The sequence below is a fragment of the Rathayibacter sp. AY1F8 genome (genome assembly GCF_002932165.1).
GTDB lineage: Bacteria > Actinomycetota > Actinomycetes > Actinomycetales > Microbacteriaceae > Rathayibacter.
In genome coordinates this window covers 1-20,954 of record NZ_PSVB01000030.1, presented here as the reverse complement: position 1 = coordinate 20,954, position 20,954 = coordinate 1, and the positions used below count along the sequence as shown (strand labels likewise).

The following is a 20,954-nucleotide window of genomic DNA, read 5'->3' as shown; positions in this document are numbered from 1 at the left end:
CCGATTCTGGCACACGAGGTCAGTGCGCCGGACCCGCCGAGACGGCTCGGCGCATCGCCGCGAGCACCTCGTCCTCGCGATCGAGAGGCAGGACCGGGTCGCCGCCGACGAAGATCCGCACCTGCACGAGTGCCTGGTGGAGCAGCATCCCGAGCCCGGAGACGACCGGGGAGCCGCCCTGCTCCCAGCGCCGGGCGAGCGCGCTCGGCCACGGGGAGTACGCCACGTCGAACAGGGTTGAGCCCGCGACCGCCGCGTCGGGCACGTCGAGGCCGTCCGCCGCCCCGCCGGGGAGCGTCGAGATCACCAGTGGCGCTCCGGTGGACCAGTCGGCGAAGGAGCGGACCGAGAGCGGGACGCCGAGCGACTCCGCGAGCGGAGCGAGCTCGACGGCCCTCGACGCCGTCCGCAGGACGAGGTCGACCCGCGCCGCGCCGAGCTCGGCGGCGGCGGCCAGGGCGGAGGCGGCGGTCGCTCCCCCGCCGAGCACCTGGACGCGCTCCGCCGAGACGACGCCCGCCTCGGCGAGGGCGCGCACGATGCCCGCGACGTCGGTGTTGAACCCGCGGAGGCGGGGTGCCGGGCCGGAGCGGTCGACCAGCACGGTGTTGACCGCGCCGGTGACCCGGGCGACCGCGTCCTCCTCCGCCAGCAGCGGTCGCACCGCGTGCTTGAGCGGCATGGTCAGCGACAGTCCGTGCCAGGGCTCACCGGACACGACCTCGGAGAGGGTCGCCTCCGTCGTCTCGACGGCGCGGTAGCTCCAGTCGAGTCCGAGCACCCGGTAGGCGGCCGCGTGCAGCGCGGGCGACTTCGAGTGCGCGATCGGCGCGCCGAGGACCGCGAGGCGGTACCCGGCGGCCGTCACTGGTACTCCGGGTGGTCCCGCATCCAGGCCTGCCACTGGTCGACGGCCGCGTTGTGCTCGGCGTCGGTGGTGGAGTAGACCGTCTCGCCCGTCTCGAGGTTCACCGTGACGAAGTACATCCAGGTGCCGTCCGCGGGGTGCATGACCGCGTCGATCGCCACGTCGCCCGGGTTCGAGATCGGCGCGGGCGGCAGGCCGTCGCGCTGGTAGGTGTTGTAGACGTTGCCGGCGTCGTTCCGCTCGGCGTCCGTGGTCGAGACGCGGTCGGTCGCGCCGGTGCCGTACGCCACGGTCGCGTCCGACTGCAGGCGCCACCCCTGGTCGAGGCGGTTCTGGAACACGCGCGCGACCTTCGGGAAGTCCTCGGCGACGCGGGCCTCGCGCTGCACGAGGGACGCGAACACCACGACGCGGTAGCGGTCGTCCACCGGGACACCGGCCTGGTCGAGCGACTGGTACATCCGGTCGACCAGCGTCTTCAGGATGTCGTGCGCCGGCGTCGACGGGTCGATGTCGTACGTCGCGGGGAACAGGAACCCCTCGAGGCTCGTCGCCCCGGCCGGGAGCCCGAACGAGCCCCAGTCGGCGGCGGCCGCCTCGAGGTCCGTCAGCGCGACCCCGGTGCCGTCCGCGATGAGAGGCAGCGCCTCCTTGAGCGCCGTCCCCTCGGGGATGACGAAGGTGTTCGCGAGGCGCGTCGACTCGGAGTCGAGCAGCGCCGACAGTGCGGCCTTGGCGCTCATCTCGGCCTTGAGCGAGTACGCGCCGGGCTGGAAGACGGGCTCCGGGCTCTGAGCGAGGAGCAGGTCGTAGAAGGGGTCGTACGACTTGATGACCCCGTCCGAGACGAGGTTGTTGGCGATGTCGCTGCCGCCGTCGCCCTGGTGGATCGTGAACAGCACCTCGCTCGAGCCGGTGCCGGTGAAGTCGGTCGGCTCGGGCTCGGCGAACAGGCCGCGCACGGGCTCGAGGAAGATCGTCACGGCGATGGCGACGAGCGCGGCGAAGACGCCGAAGGCCAGAAACCCGCCGATGAGCCCGCGGCGGCTGCGGCGCTTCTTCGCGCCGCCCGTCGCGGGAGCCGCGCGGCGCCGCTTCGGGCGCGCGTCCGGGTCGAACGCGGCCGCGTCGTCGCGGCCGCGGGGCTCGGGCACGTCGGGCCCGGTGAAGAGGCGGCCCAGCGGATCGTGCGCCTCAGTCGGCGCGGGCTGCTGCTCCGGAGTCGGGTCGGGCGGAGTCGGCTGCGCCTGCTCGGCGGCGCGGGCGTCGCGGCGGCTCGGGGGGACGTCGGTCACGGGGAGGTCCTTCGTTCGGTTCGAGCAGGACTCCGGCCGGGGTGCCGGCCGAGCGCTCGGAATCGATGGCGTGCTGCAGGATCACCACGGCGGCGACCTGGTCGATCACGGCTCGGGAGCCGCGGGTGGTGCGTCCGGAGCGGTGCAGGGCGCTCTGAGCGGTGACCGTCGACAGCCGCTCGTCGACGAGCCGCACCGGAGCGGTGGGCACCGCCTCGGCGAGCAGTCGAGCGAATCCGCGCGCGTCCTCCGTCGAGGCCGTCTCGGCCCCCGACAGCGACAACGGCAGTCCGACGATGATCGCCTGGGCATCGTACTCGGCGGCGAGGTGAGCGATCCGGGAGACGTCCGAGGATCCGCCGTCAGTGCCCGCCCGCGCGACCGTCTCGACGGGCACCGCGAGCAGGCCGTCGGCGTCGCAGCGGGCGACCCCGATGCGGGCACGGCCCACATCGATGCCGAGCCGGACGCCGAACCGGCTCATTCAGCTGGTCGCTTCCTGCACCACGGCCTCGAGCGCCGCGCCGATGGCGGAGACGTCGGAGCCGCCGCCCTGGGCGAGGTCGTCCTTGCCGCCTCCGCCGCCACCGAGGATCCCGGCGGCGCGCCTGGCGAGCGCACCCGCGCGGCGGCCCTGGTCGCGGGCGGCCTGGTTGGTGGCGACGATCACCGCGGGCTTGCCCGAGACGTCGGCGGCGAGCGCGACGACGGCCGGCTCCTGGCCGAGCCGCTCGCGGACGGAGGTCACGAGGGAGCGCAGCTCGTCGGTCGATCCGGCGGAGCCGATGCTCTCGGCGACGACGGTCGTGCCGCCCACGGTGCGGCGGGTCGCGGCGAGGGCGGGCACCCGGTCGGCGAGGGCCTTGGCCTCGAACGCGGCGATCCGCTTCTCGGCGGCCTTGAGGCTCGCGACGAGCTCGCCGATCCGCTCGGGCAGCTGCTCGCGCGGGGTCTTCAGCGAGGACGAGATCGTGCTGACGAGGGCGCGCTCGGCGGCGAGCTCCTGGAAGGCCTCGCGGCCCACGAGCGACTCGACGCGGCGGTTGGTCGATCCGACCGAGGACTCGCTGACCAGGCTGATCACGCCGACCTCGGACGAGCGCCCGACGTGGGTGCCCGCGCAGAGCTCGCGCGACCAGGGCCCGCCGATGTCGACCACGCGGACGACGTCGCCGTACTTCTCGCCGAAGAGGGCCATCGCGCCGAGCGCCTTCGCCTCGTCGATCGGGAGCTCGCGCGTGACCACCTCGAGGTTGTCCCGGATCGCCGTGTTGGCGATCTCCTCGATCTCGCTGCGGGTCTCGAGCGAGAGGGCCTGGTTCCACGAGAAGTCCAGGCGCAGGTAGCCCGCCTTGTTGTAGGAGCCGGACTGGTGCGCCTGCGGACCGAGCACCTGGCGCAGCGCGGCGTGGATGAGGTGCGTGCCCGAGTGCGCCTGCGTGGCGCCCCGGCGCCAGTCGCGGTCGACGACGGAGGTGGCGGCGTCGCCCACTCCGACCTCGCCGCTGGCGACCTGGACCTTGTGGCTGATGAGCCCCTTGACGGGCTTCTGCACGTCGAGGACCTCGAGATCGAAGCCGGAGCCGACGATGCGGCCGGCGTCGGCCTCCTGGCCGCCCGACTCCGCGTAGAGGCTGGTCGCCTCGAGGATCACCTCGGCGATGTCGCCCGCGACCGCCTTCGTGACGGAGTGCCCGCCGACGATGAGGCCGAGGATGCGCGTCTCGGTGTCGAGCACGTCGTAGCCGGTGAACAGCGTCTCTCCGTGGGCGCGGAAGTCGGCGTAGACCGAGAGATCGGCCAGCGCCGACTTCTTCGACTTCGCGTCGGCCTTCGCACGCGTGCGCTGCGCGGTCATGAGGGAGTCGAACGCCTCGCGGTCGACCGTCAGACCCGACTCCTCGGCGATCTCGAGGGTGAGGTCGATCGGGAACCCGAAGGTGTCGTGCAGGAGGAACGCGGTGTCGCCCGGCAGCGTCGGCGACTCGGCCTTCTTCGTCTTCAGGACCGCGAGGTCGAGGATCTCGGTGCCGGCTGCGAGGGTGCGCAGGAACGCCTCCTCCTCGCCGTAGGCGCTGGTCGAGAGGCGCTCGAACTCCGTGGACACCTCGGGGTAGGCCGACGCCATCGCGTCGCGCGAGGCGGCGAAGAGCTCGGGGAACGTCGCGGTGTCCACTCCGAGCAGGCGCATGGCGCGCACCGTGCGGCGCATCAGGCGGCGGAGGATGTAGCCGCGCCCCTCGTTGGACGGCGTCACGCCGTCCGACAGCAGCATCAGCGAGGAGCGCACGTGGTCGGCGATGACGCGCATGCGGACGTCGTCCTCGTGGACGGCTCCGTAGCGGCGGCCCGAGAGCTCGGCGGCGCGGTCGAGGACCGGACGGACCTGGTCGATCTCGTACATGTTCTCGACGCCCTGCTTGAGGAAGGCGACGCGCTCGAGGCCCATGCCGGTGTCGATGTTCTTGCGCGGAAGCTCGCCGAGGATGTCGAAGTCGACCTTGCTCGTGCCCTCGCCGCGGAGGTACTGCATGAAGACGAGGTTCCAGATCTCCACGTAGCGGTCGTCGTCCGTCGCCGGGCCGCCGTCGATCCCGTAGGCGGGGCCGCGGTCGAAGAAGATCTCGGAGCAGGGGCCGGCGGGGCCGGGCTGGCCGGTCGACCAGTAGTTGGTGTCCTTGTCCAGGCGCTGGATGCGCTCGTCCGGCAGTCCCGCGATCGTCTTCCAGAGCGCGATCGCCTCGTCGTCGTCCTTGTAGACGGTGACCCAGAGGTCCTTCTCGTCGAAGCCCAGTCCCCCGTCGCTCTCGGCGCCGGTGAGCAGCTCCCAGGCGTAGCCGATCGCCCCCTCCTTGAAGTAGTCGCCGAAGGAGAAGTTGCCGTTCATCTGGAAGAAGGTGCCGTGACGAGGCGTCTTGCCGACCTCCTCGATGTCGTTGGTGCGGATGCACTTCTGCACGCTGGTGGCACGCGGGTACGGCGCGGGGACCACTCCGGTGAGGTAGGGCACGAACGGCACCATGCCGGCGACGGTGAAGAGGAGGCTCGGGTCCTCGCTCACGAGGGAGGCGGAGGGGACCACGGTGTGGCCGCGGCTCCCGAAGAAGTCGAGCCAGCGGTTGCGGATGTCTGCGGTCTGCATGGGTTCCGTTACGGTTCGGTCGGTGACGACGCGGATGTCGGGCGGCGGGGCGTCAGCCCTCGCCGATGGCGGCCTTCAGTTCGGCCTCGCGCTGGTGGTAGCCCTCGGAGACGGCCTCGCCGAGCTCCTTCGCGGTGCGGTTGATGTCGGCGAAGAGCCGGGCGCCCGCCTCGGTGCGCGAGACCTGGTGGGCGACCGCGAATCCGAGGCCGATCCCGATGACGATCAGGAGGATGTTCTTCACGGGGTGTCCTTCCACAGCGGCGGGGCGGGCGCGACGGCGCGACGACCCGTTCGATTCTAGGGCGCGGGCGCGGCGCTACTTCGAGCGCGGGCGCTTCGTGCGCTTCGCGGCGGAGCGGCCGACCGCGGCTCCGGCCTTGTCGGCCGTCCGTCCGGCGACGAGCACGGCGCGGACTCCGGCGGTGAAGCCGGCGAGCTTGATGAGCGGACCGCCGACGGTCGCGGCCGTGAGGGCGACGAGCGCGTTGACGTTGCCGGTGACCTCGGCGACGTCCTTGGTGATCGTGTCCACCCGCGCGAGCTGGTGGTTGGCCTCGCGGAGGGTGGAGGCCGACTCGTCGAGGATCGGCGTCAGTCCGTCGCTGGCCTGCTTGATGGCCTCGCTCGTGCTGTCGAAGACGCGTCCGAGCTTCCAGAGCGGGACGGCGGTGATCGCCACCAGGATCGCGAACACCCCCGCGGCGATGAGCCCTGCGATGTCTCCACCGGTCACGGTGACCTCCGTTCGATGCCGCCCAGCGCGGCACTCCAGCCTACCGACGGGCCGCGAGAGGGTCGGACGCGGGGACGGGCGCTCGGCTCGGGCGCGACGGCCGGATCGGGCGCAGCGCGGGACTCTCGGAGCGCGGCGGGCACTCCGGATCGCGACCCCGGGAACGGGAAAGGCCCCGGTGCGGACACCGGGGCCTTTCTCTGCGGGGCTGGACTCAGCGGGCCGCGTAGTACTCGACGACGAGCTGCACTTCGCAGGTCACGGGGACCTCGGCGCGCTTCGGGCGGCGCAGGAGCGTCGCCTGCAGCTTGTCGATCTCGACCTCGAGGTAGCCCGGGGTCTTGGGGAGGACGTCGACGTGTCCACCGGCGGCGGCGACCTGGAAGGGCTCGGTGCCCTCGGAGCGGGTCTTGACGTGGATGACCTGGCCCGGCTTCACGCGGAAGGAGGGGCGGTCGACCGTCTTGCCGTCCACCATGATGTGGCGGTGGGTGACGAACTGGCGGGCCTGCGCGGTGGTACGGGCGAAGCCCGAGCGCAGGACGAGGGCGTCGAGGCGCATCTCGAGGAGCTCGACCAGGTTCTCACCGGTCAGGCCCTGGGTGCGGCGCGCCTCCTGGAAGGCGATGCGGAGCTGCTTCTCGCGGATGCCGTACTGGGCGCGCAGACGCTGCTTCTCACGCAGGCGGACTGCGTAGTCGGAGTCGGCCTTGCGCTTCGAGCGGCCGTGCTCGCCGGGAGCGTAGGGACGCTTCTCGAGGTAGCGGGCGGCCTTCGGGGTCAGGGGGATGCCGAGGGCGCGCGAGAGGCGCGTCTTCGAGCGGGTACGGGACGTGGTCGACACAGTGGTCCTTCCAAGGTCTGAGAGGTTCGGTCGCAGCTCTCGACCGCCGGCTCCGGGAGGAGGGCGGACGCCGCGGTCGTGTCCTCCGCGGGTGCGGGGGAAGGGTGACCGCAGTGGCGGGCTGCGCGATTCAGAGGGATGCGCTGCTCCGCTCGGCTACAGAGCGGTGGGCAACCTCGCAAGACTATCAGGCCACGGCCTCCCGTGCGGGTCGCGCGAGTTCGCGGTCGGCGCGGTCAGCCCCGGTCGCCGCGGATGATGCGCAGGAGCTTCGCCAGTCGTGCGGAGACGTCGCGCTCGTTGCCGTGCTCGGTGGGCCGGTAGTACCGCGCGCCCTGGAGCGGGTCCGGGAGGTACTGCTGCTCGAGGACGCCGAGGTCGGCGTCGTGCGGGTACCGGTAGCCCTTCCCGTGGCCGAGCTTCTTGGCGCCGGGGTAGTGCGCGTCGCGCAGGTGCGCCGGCACCCGGCCCGCGCGGCCAGCGCGCACGTCCGCGATGGCCGCGTCGATGGCGGAGTAGGACGCGTTCGACTTCGGGGCGGTCGCCAGGTGCACGACCGCCTGGGCGAGCGGGATGCGCCCCTCCGGCATGCCGATGAACTGCACGGCGTCGGCCGCGGCGATCGCGACGACGAGCGCCTGCGGGTCGGCCATGCCGATGTCCTCGGACGCGGAGACGATGATGCGGCGGGCGATGAACCGCGGATCCTCCCCCGCCTCGATCATCCGGGCCAGGTAGTGCAGCGCCGCGTCGACGTCCGAGCCCCGGATGGACTTGATGAAGGCGCTGATGACGTCGTAGTGCTCGTCGCCGTTGCGGTCGTAGCGCAGCAGGGCTCGGTCGACGGCGCGCGCGACGACCTCGGTCGTGATCACGGGGAGCGCGGGCTCCTCGGCGGCGGCCTCGACGGGAGCGCCCTCGTCGTCCTCGTCCTCCTCGTCCGGGTCCTCCGCGGCGGCGGCGCGGGCGGCCCGGTCGGCCTCGCGGGCCTCCGAGCGGGCGGAGGTGGCGGCGGCCTCGAGCGCGGTCAGCGCCCGCCGGGCGTCTCCGGAGGCGAGCCGCACGATGCTCGCCCGGGCCTCCTCCTCCAGCGTCACCGAGTCGCGCAGACCCCGCTCGTCGTGCAGGGCGCGGTCGACCAGGACGCCCAGGTCGTCGTCGCTGAGCGGCTCGAGGGTCAGCAGGAGCGAGCGCGAGAGCAGCGGCGCGATCACCGAGAACGAGGGGTTCTCGGTCGTGGCCGCGATGAGGATGACCCACCCGTTCTCGACCCCGGGCAGCAGTGCGTCCTGCTGCGCCTTGGTGAAGCGGTGGATCTCGTCGAGGAAGAGCACGGTGGACGTGCCGTAGAGGTCGCGGGTGGAGAGCGCCTCCTCCATCACCTGCCGCACGTCCTTCACGCCCGCCGTGACGGCGGAGAGCTCGACGAAGCGGCGGCCGCTGGAGTGGGCCACCGCCTGCGCGAGCGTGGTCTTGCCCGTGCCGGGAGGGCCCCAGAGGATCACGGACACCGCTCCCCGCTCCCCCGTCGTGTCGGCGGCGAGGGCGACCAGGGGCGAGCCGGGCGTCAGGAGGTGGCGCTGGCCGGCGACCTCCTCGAGGCTGCGCGGCCGCATCCGCACGGCGAGCGGAGTCGCCCCGGAGCGGAGTCCGGCCTGCTGCATGGTCATGCCCCCAGCGTAACGACGGCCTCCGACAGAGCCCCGGCCCGACTGCCCGGCGCGACGGAGCGGCGTTTGTCGCGCCTCCGGCGGTTCTCGTAGGCTCGACGCGGCCTGCGTGCGCGGGCCGCCGCGCCGAAGCCGCGCGGACGAGGACGTCGGAGGAACACGTGGCCCAGGGCAAGTCGAACGACCGCGAGGCGCGCACCCGGCTCCGGGCCTACCAGGCCCGTCAGAGCCTCCACCGCTCGAGGCAGAAGCGGCGCGTGCGCGACAACGTGATCGCGGCGATCGCCGCCGTCGTCGTGATCGGGCTCGCCGTCGTCGCCCAGATCCTCTACTTCTCCGGCGGCCCCGGCACCCCGGTCGCCGAGCCGACCTCCTCCTCCTCCGCGACCCCGACGCCCGAGGCGACGGGGGCGAACACCGGCGACGTCCCCTCCTCCGACATCGCCGAGGGCCGCGACTGGACGGGCACGCTCACGATCGGCGAGGACCCGCTGGGCATCACGCTCGCCGGCGCCGCTGCCCCGCAGGCGGTGTCCTCCTTCATCTCGCTGACGCAGTCCGGCTTCTACGACGGCGTCTCCTGCCACCGCCTCACCACGGAGGGCCTCTACGTCCTCCAGTGCGGCGACCCGGACGGCGACGGCACCGGCGGCCCCGGCTACAGCTACGGTCCCGTCGAGAACGCGCCCGAGGACGGCGTCTACCCGGCCGGGACCATCGCGATGGCCCGCCAGGGCGGCAACGGCTACAGCCAGGGAAGCCAGTTCTTCGTCGTCTACCAGGACACGACCCTGCCCGCCGACGCGGCCGGCGGGTACACCGTGCTCGGGCAGGTCACCTCGGGACTCGACGCCCTCGTCAGCGACGTCGTGTCGAAGGGCACGGCCGACGGATCGAGTGACGGCGCCCCCGCCGAGCCCGTGACCATCACCTCCGTCTCCGTCCAGTAGCCGCACCCGCGGCGTCGTCACGGTCCGCCCGCGCGGGGAGTGCAATAGGCTTGTCGTCACTGCCCGTTCGCGGCCGAGCGCGGTCTTCGGCCCTCCGGCCGTCGAGCCCCACCGGCCGACGACGCGACGGGCACCGAGAAGCACGACATCGAACAGCAAGGTGAGGCTCCGAGCGATGAGTGACCAGCAGCCGTGGGGACGGGTCGGCGACGACGGGACGGTCTACGTCCGCGTCGGCGACGGGGAGCGAGAGGTCGGCCAGTACCCCGATGCGACTCCCGAGGAGGCGCTCGCCTACTACGAGCGCAAGTACACGGAGCTCGCCGGGCAGGTCTCCCTGCTCGAGCAGCGCGCCAAGCGGGGCGCGCCCGCCGGAGACGTCGCCCGCACGGTGCAGTCGCTGTCCGCGGCCATCGCGCAGGCGAACGCCGTCGGCGACCTCGAGTCGCTGCAGACCCGGGTCGACGCGCTGAGCGGCTCCGTCGAGGATCTGACCGAGCAGCAGGCGGCCGAGTCGAAGGCCGCGCTGTCCGAGGCCCTCGCCCACCGCGAGGCCATCGTCGCCGAGGCCGAGGCCCTGGCGGCGGTCGACCCGGCGAAGACGCAGTGGAAGCAGGCCAGCGCCGCGATCGACGACCTCTTCGCCCGCTGGCAGAACCACCAGCAGCAGGGCCCGCGCCTTCCCAAGAACGACGCGAACGAGCTGTGGCGCCGGTTCCGCGGAGCGCGCACCACGATCGAGCAGAACCGCAAGGCGTTCTTCGCCGACCTCGACTCCGCGCACCGCGAGGCCAAGCAGGCCAAGCAGGCGCTCATCGACCAGGCCGAGGCGCTGGTGCCGCAGGGCGCCGATGCCATCCCGGACTACCGCGCGCTCCTGGAGCGCTGGCGGGTCGCAGGCCGCGCAGGCAAGCGGTTCGACGACGCGCTCTGGGCGCGCTTCAAGGCCGCCGGCGACGCGATCTACGGCGCCAAGGCCGAGATCGTCGCGCAGGAGAGCGTCGAGTACACCGAGAACCTCGACCTCAAGCTCGCCCTCCTCGAGGAGGCGGAGCCGCTCCTGCAGGAGCAGGACCGCGAGAAGGCCAAGCGGGTGCTGCTCTCGATCCAGGAGCGCTGGGACGCCGTCGGCCGCGTGCCGCGCGAGCAGGTGCGCACCGTCGAGGACCGCCTCCGCAAGGTCGAGGCGCACGTCCGCAAGCTCGACGAGGAGCACTGGAACCGCAGCAACCCGGAGCGCAAGGCCCGCTCCGAGGGTCTCGCCTCGCAGCTGACCGCCGCGATCCAGAAGCTCCAGGACGAGCTCGACGAGGCGAAGGCGCGCGGCGACCGCGACGCGATCGCCCAGGCTCAGGAGGCGCTCGACGCCCGCAAGGTCTGGCTCGACGCGATCGGCTAGACCCGCGCCGGCGGATCCCTCCACAGATCCGCTCGCGACGCTCCGGAGGGGAGGCGCATCGGCCAGCATGGCCGGATGCGCCTCCCCTCCGTGCTCCTCCCCGGGCACCTCCCTCTCGCGGAGCTGTGCGCCGCCCGCCTCGACGGCCAGCTGGTCGCGCTCGACGAGGGCTTCCTCGTCGCGGACCTGCCCCTGGGGGCGTCCGAGCGGGCCGCCTCCCTGCGCTCGTTGCTCCCCCGCGGCGCCGTCGCCGATCGTCTCTCCGCCGCATGGGTGCACGGGGCGACGCACGGCCCGCCGCCGGTGCACAGCGCCTCGATCGACCGGCGGAAGCGCCGACAGGCGCCGTCGAACCCCCGCCTGCGCTGCCACGAGGTCCTGCTCGACGAGGACGACGTCGTCCTCCTCGGCGGCGCGCCGGTCACGTCGCCTGCTCGCACGCTGATCGACCTCGCCCGGACGGAGGACGCGGGCGCGATCCTCCGGGCGCTCTCTCGGAGCACCCGGACCGGCCTCGACGCCGTCCTCGCGAGGCTGGAGGAGGGCAGCGCCGTCGCCGGACGGAGGATCGTCGGACGACGGCTGCGGGCGGCGCTCGGCGAGGCGCCGCCCGGGGATCAGCCCGCGTTCACCCGGTAGACGTCGTAGACGGCGTCGATCCGGCGCACGGCGTTCAGCACGCGGTCCAGGTGGGTGGTGTCGCCCATCTCGAAGACGAACCGGCTGATCGCCAGCCGGTCGCTCGAGGTGGAGACCGTCGCCGAGAGGATGTTGACGTGGTGCTCCGAGAGCACGCGCGTCACGTCGCTCAGCAGGCCCGAGCGGTCCAGCGCCTCGACCTGGATCTGCACGAGGAAGATGCTCTTGGAGGACGGCGCCCACTCGACGTCGACGATCCGCTCCGGCTCCTTCAGCAGCTCCTGCACGTTGTGGCAGTTCGCCTGGTGCACGGAGACGCCGGCTCCCCGCGTCACGAATCCGACGATCTGATCGCCCGGAACCGGAGTGCAGCACTTCGCGAGCTTCACGAGGATGTCCGGCGCGCCCTTCACGAGGACGCCCGACTCGCTGCTCCGGCTCCGCGGCCGGGGCGAGCGAGGGAGGGTGACCTCGTTCTCGTCCGACTCCGGATCGCCCTGGATGGAGGAGACGACCTTCTCGAGCACCGACTGGGTCGAGACGTGGCCCTCGCCGACGGCCGCGTAGAGCGCCTCGACGTCGTTGTAGCGCAGCTGGCTGGCCACCTCGGTGAAGGTGTCCTGGCTCATCAGCTTCTGCAGCGGCAGGTTCTGCTTCCGCATCGCCCGGGCGATGGAGTCCTTGCCCTGCTCGATCGCCTCGTCGCGCCGCTCCTTGGTGAACCACTGCCGGATCTTGTTGCGGGCCCGCGGGCTCTGCACGAAGTGGAGCCAGTCCTGGCTCGGTCCCGAGTCGGGGTTCTTCGAGGTGAAGACCTCGACCACGTCGCCCGTCGTCAGAGCCGACTCCAGCGGCACGAGGCGCCCGTTGACCTTGGCGCCCATCGTCCGGTGCCCGACCTCGGTGTGCACCGCGTAGGCGAAGTCGACCGGGGTCGCACCGGTCGGCAGGCCGATCACGCGTCCCTTCGGGGTGAAGACGTAGACCTCCTTGGCGCCGATCTCGAAGCGGAGGGAGTCGAGGAACTCGTTCGGGTCTGTGGTCTCCGACTGCCAGTCCGAGAGGTGCGCGAGCCAGGCGAGGTCGGTGTCGTTCGATCCGGAGGTGGGCACCTTGCCGGTGGCCATCTGCTCCTTGTACTTCCAGTGCGCCGCGATGCCGAACTCCGCGTGCTGGTGCATCTCGTTGGTGCGGATCTGGATCTCGACCGCACGCCCCTTCGGCCCGACGACCGTCGTGTGCAGCGACTGGTAGAGGTTGAACTTCGGAGTGGCGATGTAGTCCTTGAACCGGCCCGGCATCGGCGTCCAGCGGGCGTGGATCGAGCCGAGCACGGCGTAGCAGTCGCGCACCGAGTTCACGAGGACGCGGATGCCGACCAGGTCGTAGATCTCGTCGAACTCGCGACCGCGGACTACCATCTTCTGGTAGATCGAGTAGTACTGCTTCGGCCGGCCGACGACACGACCGCGGATCCGCCCGGCCCGCAGGTCCTCGCTGATCAGGTCGATGACGTTCTGCACGAACTCCTCGCGCTGCGGCGTCCGCCGCTTCACCAGGCTCTCGATCTCGTTGTAGATCTTGGGGTAGAGCACCGCGAAGGACAGGTCCTCGAGCTCCCACTTGATCGCCTGGATGCCGAGGCGGTGCGCCAGCGGCGCGTAGATCTCGAGAGTCTCGGTGGCCTTGCGGGCCGCGGACTCGGCGGGGACGAAGCCCCAGGTCCGCGCGTTGTGAAGGCGGTCGGCGAGCTTGATGATCAGGACGCGGATGTCCTTCGACATCGCCACGATCATCTTGCGGACGGTCTCGGCCTGCGCGCTGTCGCCGTACTTGACCTTGTCGAGCTTGGTGACGCCGTCGACGAGCATCGCGACCTCGTCGCCGAAGTCCGCGCGGAGCTCGTCGAGCTGGTAGTCGGTGTCCTCGACGGTGTCGTGCAGCAGCGCGGCGGCGATCGTCTTCGAGCCGATGCCGAGGTCGGCGAGGATCTGCGCGACGGCCAGCGGATGAGTGATGTAGGGCTCGCCGCTGCGGCGCTTCTGGTTCGCGTGCGCCCGCTCCGCGACCGAGTACGCGCGCTCGATCAGCGCGATGTCGCTCTTCGGATGGTGCATCCGGACGGTGCGGACGAGGGTGTCGACAGCACCGGAGGGCTGCGCGCGCGAGAAGATCCGCGGGACCAGTCTGCGCAGGGCAGCGGTCGAGGACGTCGTCGTCGTTTCCGTCACGCGAGGATCTCCATCGCCCCATTATCGCCCGTGCGGACGGCGCCGATGACCGTTCCGCCCGGGGCGGACGGCGCCGGCGTCAGCCGATGCGTCCCGGGCGCCCCTCGCCGTCGACCACGTCGCCGCCCGCCGCGGCCCAGGCGGTCATGCCGGCGTCGACGTTGGCGACCTCGTATCCGGCGCCCTCGAGGGCCTGCGTCACCATCGCGGAGCGGACTCCGGAGTGGCAGACCACCAGGATCGCCGTGTCGGCCGGGAGCTCGTCCTGCCGGGCGCCGATCTCCCCCATCGGGATGTGATGGGCGGCCGGAGCGTGCCCCGCCGCCCACTCCTGCGGCTCCCGGACGTCGAGCAGCCAGACCTCGTCGCGCTCGACGAGTCCGACGGCGTCGGCCGCCGTGACCTGGGCGTAGTCGGCCACGGCTCAGCCCTGCACGGCCGGCGCGGCCGGAGCGGTCGCCTTCGCCCGGGCCGACTCCACGCGCTTGTCGTGCTTGGAGATCTCGGGCTCCCGGCTGCGCAGCTGGGCGTACAGCGGCGCCGCGACGAAGATCGTCGAGTACGTGCCGACGATGATGCCGATCAGCAGGGCGAGGGAGATGTCGCGGAGAGTGCCCGCGCCGAGGACGAACGCGCCGATCACGAGGATCGCGGCCACCGGGAGGGCGGCGACGATCGAGGTGTTGATGGAGCGCACGAGAGTCTGGTTCTCGGCCAGGTTCACCGTCTCGGAGAAGGTGCGGGTCGTGCTGCCGAGCGCCTCCACGGTGTTCTCGCGGATCTTGTCGAAGACCACGACCGTGTCGTAGAGCGAGTAGCCGAGGATCGTCAGCAGTCCGATCACCGCCGCCGGCGACACCTCGGTGCCGGTGATGCCGTAGACGCCCGCCACGATCACGAGGTCGTGCAGGAGCGCGACGATCGCCGCGAGCGACATCTTCCAGGTGCGGAAGTACGCCCACATGGCCAGGGCCGCGAGGACCACGAAGATCACCAGGCCGCGCAGGGCCTGCTGAGTCACGTCGTTGCCCCACGCCGCTCCGATGAAGGAGGAGGCGACCTGGTCGGAGGGCACGTCGTAGGCCTCCGACAGGGCGTTCCGCACCGCGGTCGACTCGTCGGTCGAGAGCTGGCCGGTCTGCACGCGGATGGAGTCGTCGCCGACGATGGACACGCGCGGCACGGTCTCCGGAGCGACCGAGGTCACCGCATCCGTCGCCGTCGCCTGCTCGAGGCTCGACGGCGAGGACACCGTGAACTGCGAGCCGCCGGTGAACTCGATGCCGAAGTTGAAGCCGCCGCGGGCGACCGTCCCGAGCAGCGTGATCAGGATCAGGGCGAGCGAGACGAGGTACCACGTGCGGCGCCGGCCGACGAAGTCGATCGATCGCGCACCGGTGTAGAGGTCGTTTCCGAACTGCGAGAAGCTGGCCATCACGCGTCCTTCCCGTTCGAGTCGTTGGAGTCGCGCAGGCCGGCCGCCTCGGCGGCCTTCCGCTCGGCGATGGTCTGGCGCTTGGCCGCCTCACGGGACGCGGAGGCGCGCTTGCCGGCGACCACCTGGTCCTGCGGACGGAAGGCGGCACGGCCGCGGTAGACGGCCCCGAGCGCCCGGGGATCCAGGCCCGACGCCTTGTGCCCCTCGGCGAAGAACGGTCTCGTGGCCATCAGCTGCAGGATCGGGTGGGTGAACAGCGCCACCACGATCAGGTCGATGATCGTCGTGATCCCGAGGGTGAGCGCGAAGCCGCGGACACTGCCGACGGCGAGGAGGAAGAGGACCACCGCGGCGAGCAGGTTCACCATGTCGGACGCGAAGATCGTGCGCAGCGCGCGCCGCCAGCCGGACTCGACGGCGGACTCGAGGCCGCGTCCGTCGCGCAGTTCGTCGCGGATGCGCTCGAAGTACACGATGAACGAGTCGGCCGTGATGCCGATCGCCACGATGAGACCCGCGACTCCTGCGAGCGAGAGGCGCAGTCCCTCCCGCCAGGACAGCAGCGTGACGACGAGGTAGGTGACGATCGCCGCGACGAGCAGCGAGGCGATCGTGACGGCTCCGAGCACGCGGTACTGCGCGATGGAGTAGACGATGACGAGGATCAGGCCGATGAGGCCGGCGAGCAGGCCGCTGGCGAGCTGGGCGGAGCCGAGCGTCGCCGAGATGCTGTCCGAGCTCTGGACCTGGAAGCCGATCGGCAGCGCGCCGTACTTGAGCTGGTCGGCGAGCGTCTTCGACGACTCCTGGGTGAAGGAGCCCGAGATCTGCGCGTTGCCGTCGGTGATGGCGGCGTTCGTCGACGGGGCCGAGATGACCCGGCCGTCGAGGACGATCGCGAACTGGTTCTGCGCACCCTGCAGCGCCACGAGGCGCGAGGTCACGTCGCCGAAGGCCTGCGTGCCCTGGTCGTCGAACGAGAGGTTGACGGCCCAGGTGCCGGTGCTGGCGCCGGAGGAGGTCGTCATCAGGCCGTTCGAGGCGTCCGAGATGTCCTCGCCGGTGATCTCCACCGGGCCGAGGACGTACTTCACCGTCCCGCTGTCGTCGCAGGTGATGAGCGGCTGGTCGGCCGGGGCGAGGTTCGGGTCCTGGCCGTTGAGGAACGCGCAGTCGAACGAGGTGTACTGGGCCTCGAGCGCCGGCGTGAGGTAGGCGAGGTCGCTCGCGTTCGTCGGCGAGGCGGTCGGCTCCGTCGCGAGCGACGGGTCGACGGGCGTCGGCGTGGGCGAGGACGTCGCGTCGCCGCCGACCGAGCTGTTGGTGGCCTGGCTCGCGACGAGGACCGGGCGGAAGTCGAGCTTCGCCGAGGCCTCGATGCGCTGGAGCGTCTCGTCGTCGGGCGTGCCCGGGATCGAGACGACGATGTTGCTCGAGCCCTGGGTCGTGATCTCGGCCTCGGAGACGCCGGACGCGTCGATGCGCTGGCGGATGATCGAGACGGCCTGCGTCAGCTGCTCCGACGAGACGGTGTCGCCGTCGTTCAGCTGCGGCTGCAGGACGATCTGCGTGCCGCCCTCGAGGTCGAGGGCGAGCTTCGGCGTCCAGGAGCCGCCGCCCCAGAGGACGGCCGCCGTGTTGAGTCCGACGAGAGCGAGGATCAGGACACCGAGCCAGCTCAGGGAGCGGCGGGCCTTCCGGACGGGGGTTGATGCGGCCACCCAGGGCTCAGCTTTCTCTTCGGTCGACGGTGATCGGCCCGGGGACGCCCGGGCGTGGAGAAGGGCGGGCGGGCGCCGATGCGCCCGGCCCGCCCAGGAGACTACTGCGCGTCGGGGCGGCGGTCGCGCTCGACCGGGTCCACCAGCGGGTCGCGGTGCGCGGAGTCGCGCTCGCCGAACTCGGGCGATCCGGTCGCGGTCAGCGGGTCGGCCTCGTCCTCGGTGTCGACGGCGACGGCGTTCTCGCTCGGGTCGATGAGGCGGGCGATCGCCTGACGGTGGATGGTCAGCAGCGTGCCGGGGGTCGACTCGATGACGATCTTGTTCGCCTCGTCGTCGATCGACACGACGGTGCCGAAGAGGCCGGAGCCGGTCATGAGCTCCACCCCCGGCTGGAGGTTGTTCTTCATGCTCTCCGCGTCGCGCTGGCGCTTCTTGTTGTTGCGGAACATGAAGATGATCATCACGGCGAGCAGCAGGACGAGCAGGATGATCGTCGGATCCATGGGTGGGCCTTCCGGAGTGGATGGGCGATCCGCCGCGCGGCCTCAGGTCGAGGCGGAGCGGATCGAGCGGCCCGTCGGGCCTAGAGAATCATAGATCATCGGGGAACAGGGGCGGCTGAGCCGCCGTCCCCCGGGGGTCGATGCCGAAGTGGCGGTAGGCGGCGGGGGTCGCCACGCGGCCGCGCGGCGTCCGGGTCAGCAATCCGATCCGCACGAGGAACGGCTCGACGACGGCCTCGACCGTCTCCGCCTCCTCCCCCACCGACACGGCGAGGGTGTTCAGGCCGACCGGCCCGCCGTCGAAGCGGGTCAGCACGATCTCCATCACCGCGCGGTCGAGCCGGTCGAGTCCGAGCGCGTCGACGTCGTAGAGCTCCAGCGCCGCGCGGACGGCGGTCACGTCGGCCCGTCCGCCGTGGACCAGGGCGAAGTCCCGCACCCGCCGGAGCAGGCGGTTGGCGATGCGCGGGGTGCCTCGGCAGCGGCCGGCGATCTCGGCGATCGCGTCCGCGTCGATGTCGAGCTCGAGCAGCCGTGCCGCCCGGGCGAGCACCTGCCGCAGCTCGTCCTCCGCGTAGAACTCGAGGTGCGCGGTGAAGCCGAAGCGGTCGCGGAGCGGATTGGGCAGCAGGCCGGAGCGGGTCGTGGCGCCGACGAGCGTGAACGGGGCGAGATCCAGCGGGACGGACGTCGCTCCCGCCCCCTTGCCGACCATGATGTCGATCCGGAAGTCCTCCATCGCGAGGTAGAGCATCTCCTCCGCGGAGCGCGCCATGCGGTGGATCTCGTCGATGAAGAGGATCTCGCCGGGCAGCAGCGAGGAGAGGACGGCGGCGAGGTCGCCCGCGTGCTGGATCGCGGGGCCGCTGGAGAGCCGCAGGGGCGAGGAGCTCTCCTCCGCCACGATCATCGCGAGGGTCGTCTTGCCGAGACCGGGCGGGCCCGCCAGGAGGATGTGGTCGGGGGTCCGGCCCTGCATGGCCGCGGCCTTGAGCAGCAGCTCGAGCTGGCCGCGCACCTTGCGCTGGCCGACGAACTCGCTGAGGTTCCTGGGCCGCAGGGCGCCCTCGAAGGCGACCTCGGCCTCCGATGCGACCGCGGCGCCCAGCACCTCGTCGCTCACGAGCGGGCCGCCGGACCGAGGCGGGCGAGGGCGAGCCGGAGCAGCGCCTGCACGTTCGCGGCGTCGGAGGCCTGCGCGTCGAGCAGGATCTCGTCGACCACATCGGCCGCGGTGCGCTCGGGCCAGCCCAGGCCGACGAGCGCCGCGAGCACGTTCTGCGCGGCGGTGGCGGCGGGACCGGAGCCGCGGGCGGCGCGCGGACGGACGGTCACCTTGCCGGCGAGCGACAGGATGATCAGCTTGGCCGTCTTCGGGCCGATGCCGCTGACCTTCCGGAACACCCCGTCGTCCTCGTCGGCGACCGCCTGCGCGATCCGGTCCGGCTCGACCGCGCCGAGCACGCCGAGCGCGGACTTCGGGCCGACGCCGGTCACGCCGATCAGCAGCTCGAAGATCTCGAGCTGCTCCTCGTCGGGGAAGCCGTAGAGGGTGAGCGAGTCCTCGCGGACGACGAGCACGGTGCTGACCGTGGTCTCGTCGCCGACGCGCATCTCGAGCGCGTGCTGCGGGGTCACGTTCACCGCGTAGCCGACGCCGTGGACGTCGAGGACGGCGAGACTCCCGCGGGCGGAGAGGACGGTGCCGCGGAGGGAGGAGATCACCGCGTCAGTCTAGATGCTCGAACAGGCGTTCGACTCGCGGCCTCGGCGGCGCGCCACGCCCGCTGCGCTGCTGTGCCGCCCGCCGCTCCGTCGGCACCGGCTCCCGCCGACCCGGAGGACCGCGCGAGAGGCGCCCGCCAGGCGTGGCAGACGGCCAGGGCGAGGGCGTCGGCCGCGTCGGCCGGCCGCGGCGGGGCGTCGAGCCGGAGGACGCGCTGGATCATCGCGGTGACCTGGCGCTTGTCCGCGGCTCCGTAGCCGGTGACGGCGGCCTTCACCTCGCTCGGCGTGTGCATCCCGACCGGGAGCCCGCGCCGGGCCGCCGCGACGAGGGCTACGCCGCTGATCTGCGCGATGCCCATCACGGTGCTGACGTTGTTCTGCGCGAAGACCCGCTCGATCGCGACGGCGTCGGGGCGGTGCTCGTCGAGCAGCGCCTCGAGCCCGTCGCCCAGGGCCAGCAGGCGGCGCTCCAGCGCGTCGTCGGGCGGTGTCCGGAGGACCGTCACGTGCACGAGGGTCGCGCGGCGGTCGCGCGAGACGTCGACGATGCCGACGCCGCAGCGGGTGAGCCCGGGGTCGATCCCGAGGACGCGCATCAGGCCGCCCTCCAGGATCGGGCCGGGCTCACCGCGTCACTCCTCGTTCTCGAGCTCGGCGCGCACCTCGGCCGTGATGTCGAGGTTGGTGTAGACGTTCTGCACGTCGTCCGAGTCCTCGAGCGCGTCGATCAGGCGGAAGACCTTGCGGGCCGTCTCGGCGTCGGCCTCGACCTGGAGGGAGGCGACGAACTCGATGTCGGCGGAGTCGTAGTCGATGCCCGCCTCCTGCAGGGCCGAGCGGGCCGGGACGAGCTCGCTCGGCTCGACGCGGACCTCGAAGCTCTCGCCGTGGTCGAGCACGTCGTCGACACCGAAGTCGAGGACCGCGCCGAGCACGTCGTCCTCGGTGACGCTCTCTCCGTGGGGCACGGAGATGACGCCCTTGCGCGCGAAGTTGTACGCGACGCTGCCCGGGTCGGCCATGGTGCCGCCGTTGCGGGTCATCGCGGTGCGGACGTCCGCCGCGGCGCGGTTCTTGTTGTCGGTGAGGCACTCGACGAGCAGGGCGATGCCGTTGGGGCCGTAGGCCTCGTACATGATCGTCGTGTAGTCGATGACCTCGCCGGTGAGGCCGGCGCCGCGCTTGATCGCGCGGTCGATGTTGTCGTTCGGCACCGAGGTCTTCTTCGCCTTCTGCACGGCGTCGACGAGCGTCGGGTTGCCGGAGAGGTCGGCGCCGCCGATCTTGGCGGCCACCTCGATGTTCTTGATCAGCTTGGCGAAGGATTTCGCGCGGCGCGAGTCCTTGATCGCCTTCTGGTGCTTGGTCGTGGCCCACTTGGAATGCCCGGACACGGTGCTCCCTCGGAAATCTCGTTGCGTGCGGCCCCCGAGGGCGCCGCTGATGGCAGGGGCCAGTCTATTCGAGAGCCGGTCCGCGCCCGTCTCGGCCCGAGCACCGAGCCTTCCGCGCCCTCCTCGCCGGAGACGAGCCGCCGTCTCGGCAGCCCCCGCACCGCCGAACCAGTGATCCGCGTGCCAGCGGATCGCTGTAGGCGGACGCGACCCGCTCCACCCGCCCCGCCAACTCCGAGAGCCGACCGCGGCGAGCCGGGCAGGGACCGGCTTCCACAAGCACCGCCGAACGCACGATCCGCGTCCCAGCGGATCCCGCTAGGCGGACGCGACCCGCTCCACCCACCCAGCCACCCCCGAGAGCCGACCGCGGCGAGCCGGGCAGGGACCGGC

Annotated in this window: 19 protein-coding genes and 1 pseudogene; 3 read left to right on the top strand and 17 right to left on the bottom strand. The window is 72.0% G+C overall.

Features of this window, described 5'->3' with window-relative positions:
- Positions 1–19: 19 nt before the first annotated feature.
- The 8 genes and pseudogenes from C5C35_RS15510 to C5C35_RS15475 form a co-directional block, all read right to left on the bottom strand.
- Complete coding sequence (locus C5C35_RS15510; RefSeq protein WP_258059240.1) at positions 20–868, bottom strand: shikimate dehydrogenase; 849 nt, start codon at positions 866–868, stop codon at positions 20–22.
- Positions 865–2,163 carry an endolytic transglycosylase MltG gene (gene mltG, locus C5C35_RS15505; protein WP_181131498.1) on the bottom strand — a complete coding sequence of 433 codons (1,299 nt, stop codon included), beginning with the start codon at positions 2,161–2,163 and terminating at the stop codon, positions 865–867. The genes C5C35_RS15510 and mltG overlap by 4 nt, the downstream gene beginning before the upstream one ends.
- Before the next feature lie 10 nt (positions 2,164–2,173).
- Positions 2,174–2,647, bottom strand: a pseudogene (gene ruvX / locus C5C35_RS15500) (Holliday junction resolvase RuvX); the annotation flags it as partial.
- The gene (alaS, locus tag C5C35_RS15495) at positions 2,648–5,305 is read right to left on the bottom strand and encodes an alanine--tRNA ligase (RefSeq protein ID WP_104261517.1); all 2,658 of its coding nucleotides are present in this window, start codon (positions 5,303–5,305) and stop codon (positions 2,648–2,650) included.
- A gap of 52 nt (positions 5,306–5,357) precedes the next feature.
- A complete protein-coding gene (locus C5C35_RS15490; RefSeq protein ID WP_104225329.1) occupies positions 5,358–5,549 on the bottom strand; it encodes a hypothetical protein in 192 nt (63 codons plus the stop codon).
- Positions 5,550–5,624: 75 nt separating this feature from the next.
- A complete protein-coding gene (locus tag C5C35_RS15485; RefSeq protein ID WP_104224759.1) occupies positions 5,625–6,041 on the bottom strand; it encodes a DUF948 domain-containing protein in 417 nt (138 codons plus the stop codon).
- A gap of 214 nt (positions 6,042–6,255) precedes the next feature.
- Positions 6,256–6,885: a 30S ribosomal protein S4 gene (gene rpsD, locus C5C35_RS15480; RefSeq protein WP_068210518.1), complete on the bottom strand. Its 630-nt coding sequence runs from the start codon at positions 6,883–6,885 to the stop codon at positions 6,256–6,258.
- Between the two features lie 236 nt (positions 6,886–7,121).
- Positions 7,122–8,555, bottom strand: coding sequence for a replication-associated recombination protein A (locus tag C5C35_RS15475; protein ID WP_104246774.1), 1,434 nt, complete (start codon positions 8,553–8,555; stop codon positions 7,122–7,124).
- Positions 8,556–8,716: 161 nt separating this feature from the next.
- Here C5C35_RS15475 and C5C35_RS15470 point away from each other — a divergent pair, with 161 nt between their 5' ends.
- From C5C35_RS15470 to C5C35_RS15460, 3 genes are all read left to right on the top strand, one after another.
- Positions 8,717–9,505, top strand: coding sequence for a peptidylprolyl isomerase (locus C5C35_RS15470; protein ID WP_104263528.1), 789 nt, complete (start codon positions 8,717–8,719; stop codon positions 9,503–9,505).
- Between the two features lie 175 nt (positions 9,506–9,680).
- Positions 9,681–10,904, top strand: coding sequence for a DUF349 domain-containing protein (locus C5C35_RS15465; RefSeq protein WP_104233314.1), 1,224 nt, complete (start codon positions 9,681–9,683; stop codon positions 10,902–10,904).
- Positions 10,905–10,979: 75 nt separating this feature from the next.
- A complete protein-coding gene (locus C5C35_RS15460) occupies positions 10,980–11,543 on the top strand; it encodes a type IV toxin-antitoxin system AbiEi family antitoxin (RefSeq protein WP_104263527.1) in 564 nt (187 codons plus the stop codon).
- Here the strand turns inward: C5C35_RS15460 and C5C35_RS15455 are convergent.
- From C5C35_RS15455 to C5C35_RS15415, 9 genes are all read right to left on the bottom strand, one after another.
- Entirely contained in the window at positions 11,522–13,774 is a 2,253-nt protein-coding gene (locus tag C5C35_RS15455) for a bifunctional (p)ppGpp synthetase/guanosine-3',5'-bis(diphosphate) 3'-pyrophosphohydrolase (RefSeq protein ID WP_104225334.1), read from the bottom strand. The two genes, C5C35_RS15460 and C5C35_RS15455, sit on opposite strands and share 22 nt — an antisense overlap.
- Before the next feature lie 79 nt (positions 13,775–13,853).
- Positions 13,854–14,195: a rhodanese-like domain-containing protein gene (locus C5C35_RS15450; RefSeq protein ID WP_104263526.1), complete on the bottom strand. Its 342-nt coding sequence runs from the start codon at positions 14,193–14,195 to the stop codon at positions 13,854–13,856.
- Between the two features lie 3 nt (positions 14,196–14,198).
- Entirely contained in the window at positions 14,199–15,209 is a 1,011-nt protein-coding gene (gene secF / locus C5C35_RS15445; protein WP_104263525.1) for a protein translocase subunit SecF, read from the bottom strand.
- Positions 15,209–16,933: a protein translocase subunit SecD gene (gene secD, locus C5C35_RS15440; protein ID WP_104246772.1), complete on the bottom strand. Its 1,725-nt coding sequence runs from the start codon at positions 16,931–16,933 to the stop codon at positions 15,209–15,211. Before secD ends, secF begins: the two co-directional genes overlap by 1 nt.
- Before the next feature lie 101 nt (positions 16,934–17,034).
- Positions 17,035–17,439 carry a preprotein translocase subunit YajC gene (gene yajC / locus C5C35_RS15435; protein ID WP_104224768.1) on the bottom strand — a complete coding sequence of 135 codons (405 nt, stop codon included), beginning with the start codon at positions 17,437–17,439 and terminating at the stop codon, positions 17,035–17,037.
- A gap of 88 nt (positions 17,440–17,527) precedes the next feature.
- Complete coding sequence (gene ruvB / locus C5C35_RS15430) at positions 17,528–18,562, bottom strand: Holliday junction branch migration DNA helicase RuvB (RefSeq protein WP_104263524.1); 1,035 nt, start codon at positions 18,560–18,562, stop codon at positions 17,528–17,530.
- Positions 18,559–19,164, bottom strand: coding sequence for a Holliday junction branch migration protein RuvA (ruvA, locus tag C5C35_RS15425; RefSeq protein ID WP_104225337.1), 606 nt, complete (start codon positions 19,162–19,164; stop codon positions 18,559–18,561). The genes ruvB and ruvA overlap by 4 nt, the downstream gene beginning before the upstream one ends.
- Positions 19,161–19,763, bottom strand: a complete 603-nt coding sequence (ruvC, locus tag C5C35_RS15420; RefSeq protein WP_104246771.1) for a crossover junction endodeoxyribonuclease RuvC — start codon at positions 19,761–19,763, stop codon at positions 19,161–19,163. The genes ruvA and ruvC overlap by 4 nt, the downstream gene beginning before the upstream one ends.
- A gap of 36 nt (positions 19,764–19,799) precedes the next feature.
- The gene (locus C5C35_RS15415; RefSeq protein ID WP_104224772.1) at positions 19,800–20,561 is read right to left on the bottom strand and encodes a YebC/PmpR family DNA-binding transcriptional regulator; all 762 of its coding nucleotides are present in this window, start codon (positions 20,559–20,561) and stop codon (positions 19,800–19,802) included.
- Between the last annotated feature and the right edge of the window lie 393 nt (positions 20,562–20,954).

Excerpts from the sequence above, each read along its gene's own strand:
- alaS (WP_104261517.1), bottom strand. The coding sequence starts at position 5,305 with ATGCAGACCGCAGACATCCGCAACCGCTGGCTCGACTTCTTCGGGAGC.
- C5C35_RS15475 (WP_104246774.1), bottom strand. The coding sequence starts at position 8,555 with ATGACCATGCAGCAGGCCGGACTCCGCTCCGGGGCGACTCCGCTCGCC.
- C5C35_RS15465 (WP_104233314.1), top strand. The coding sequence starts at position 9,681 with ATGAGTGACCAGCAGCCGTGGGGACGGGTCGGCGACGACGGGACGGTC.
- C5C35_RS15460 (WP_104263527.1), top strand. The coding sequence starts at position 10,980 with ATGCGCCTCCCCTCCGTGCTCCTCCCCGGGCACCTCCCTCTCGCGGAG.
- secF (WP_104263525.1), bottom strand. The coding sequence starts at position 15,209 with ATGGCCAGCTTCTCGCAGTTCGGAAACGACCTCTACACCGGTGCGCGA.
- yajC (WP_104224768.1), bottom strand. The coding sequence starts at position 17,439 with ATGGATCCGACGATCATCCTGCTCGTCCTGCTGCTCGCCGTGATGATC.
- ruvC (WP_104246771.1), bottom strand. The coding sequence starts at position 19,763 with ATGCGCGTCCTCGGGATCGACCCCGGGCTCACCCGCTGCGGCGTCGGC.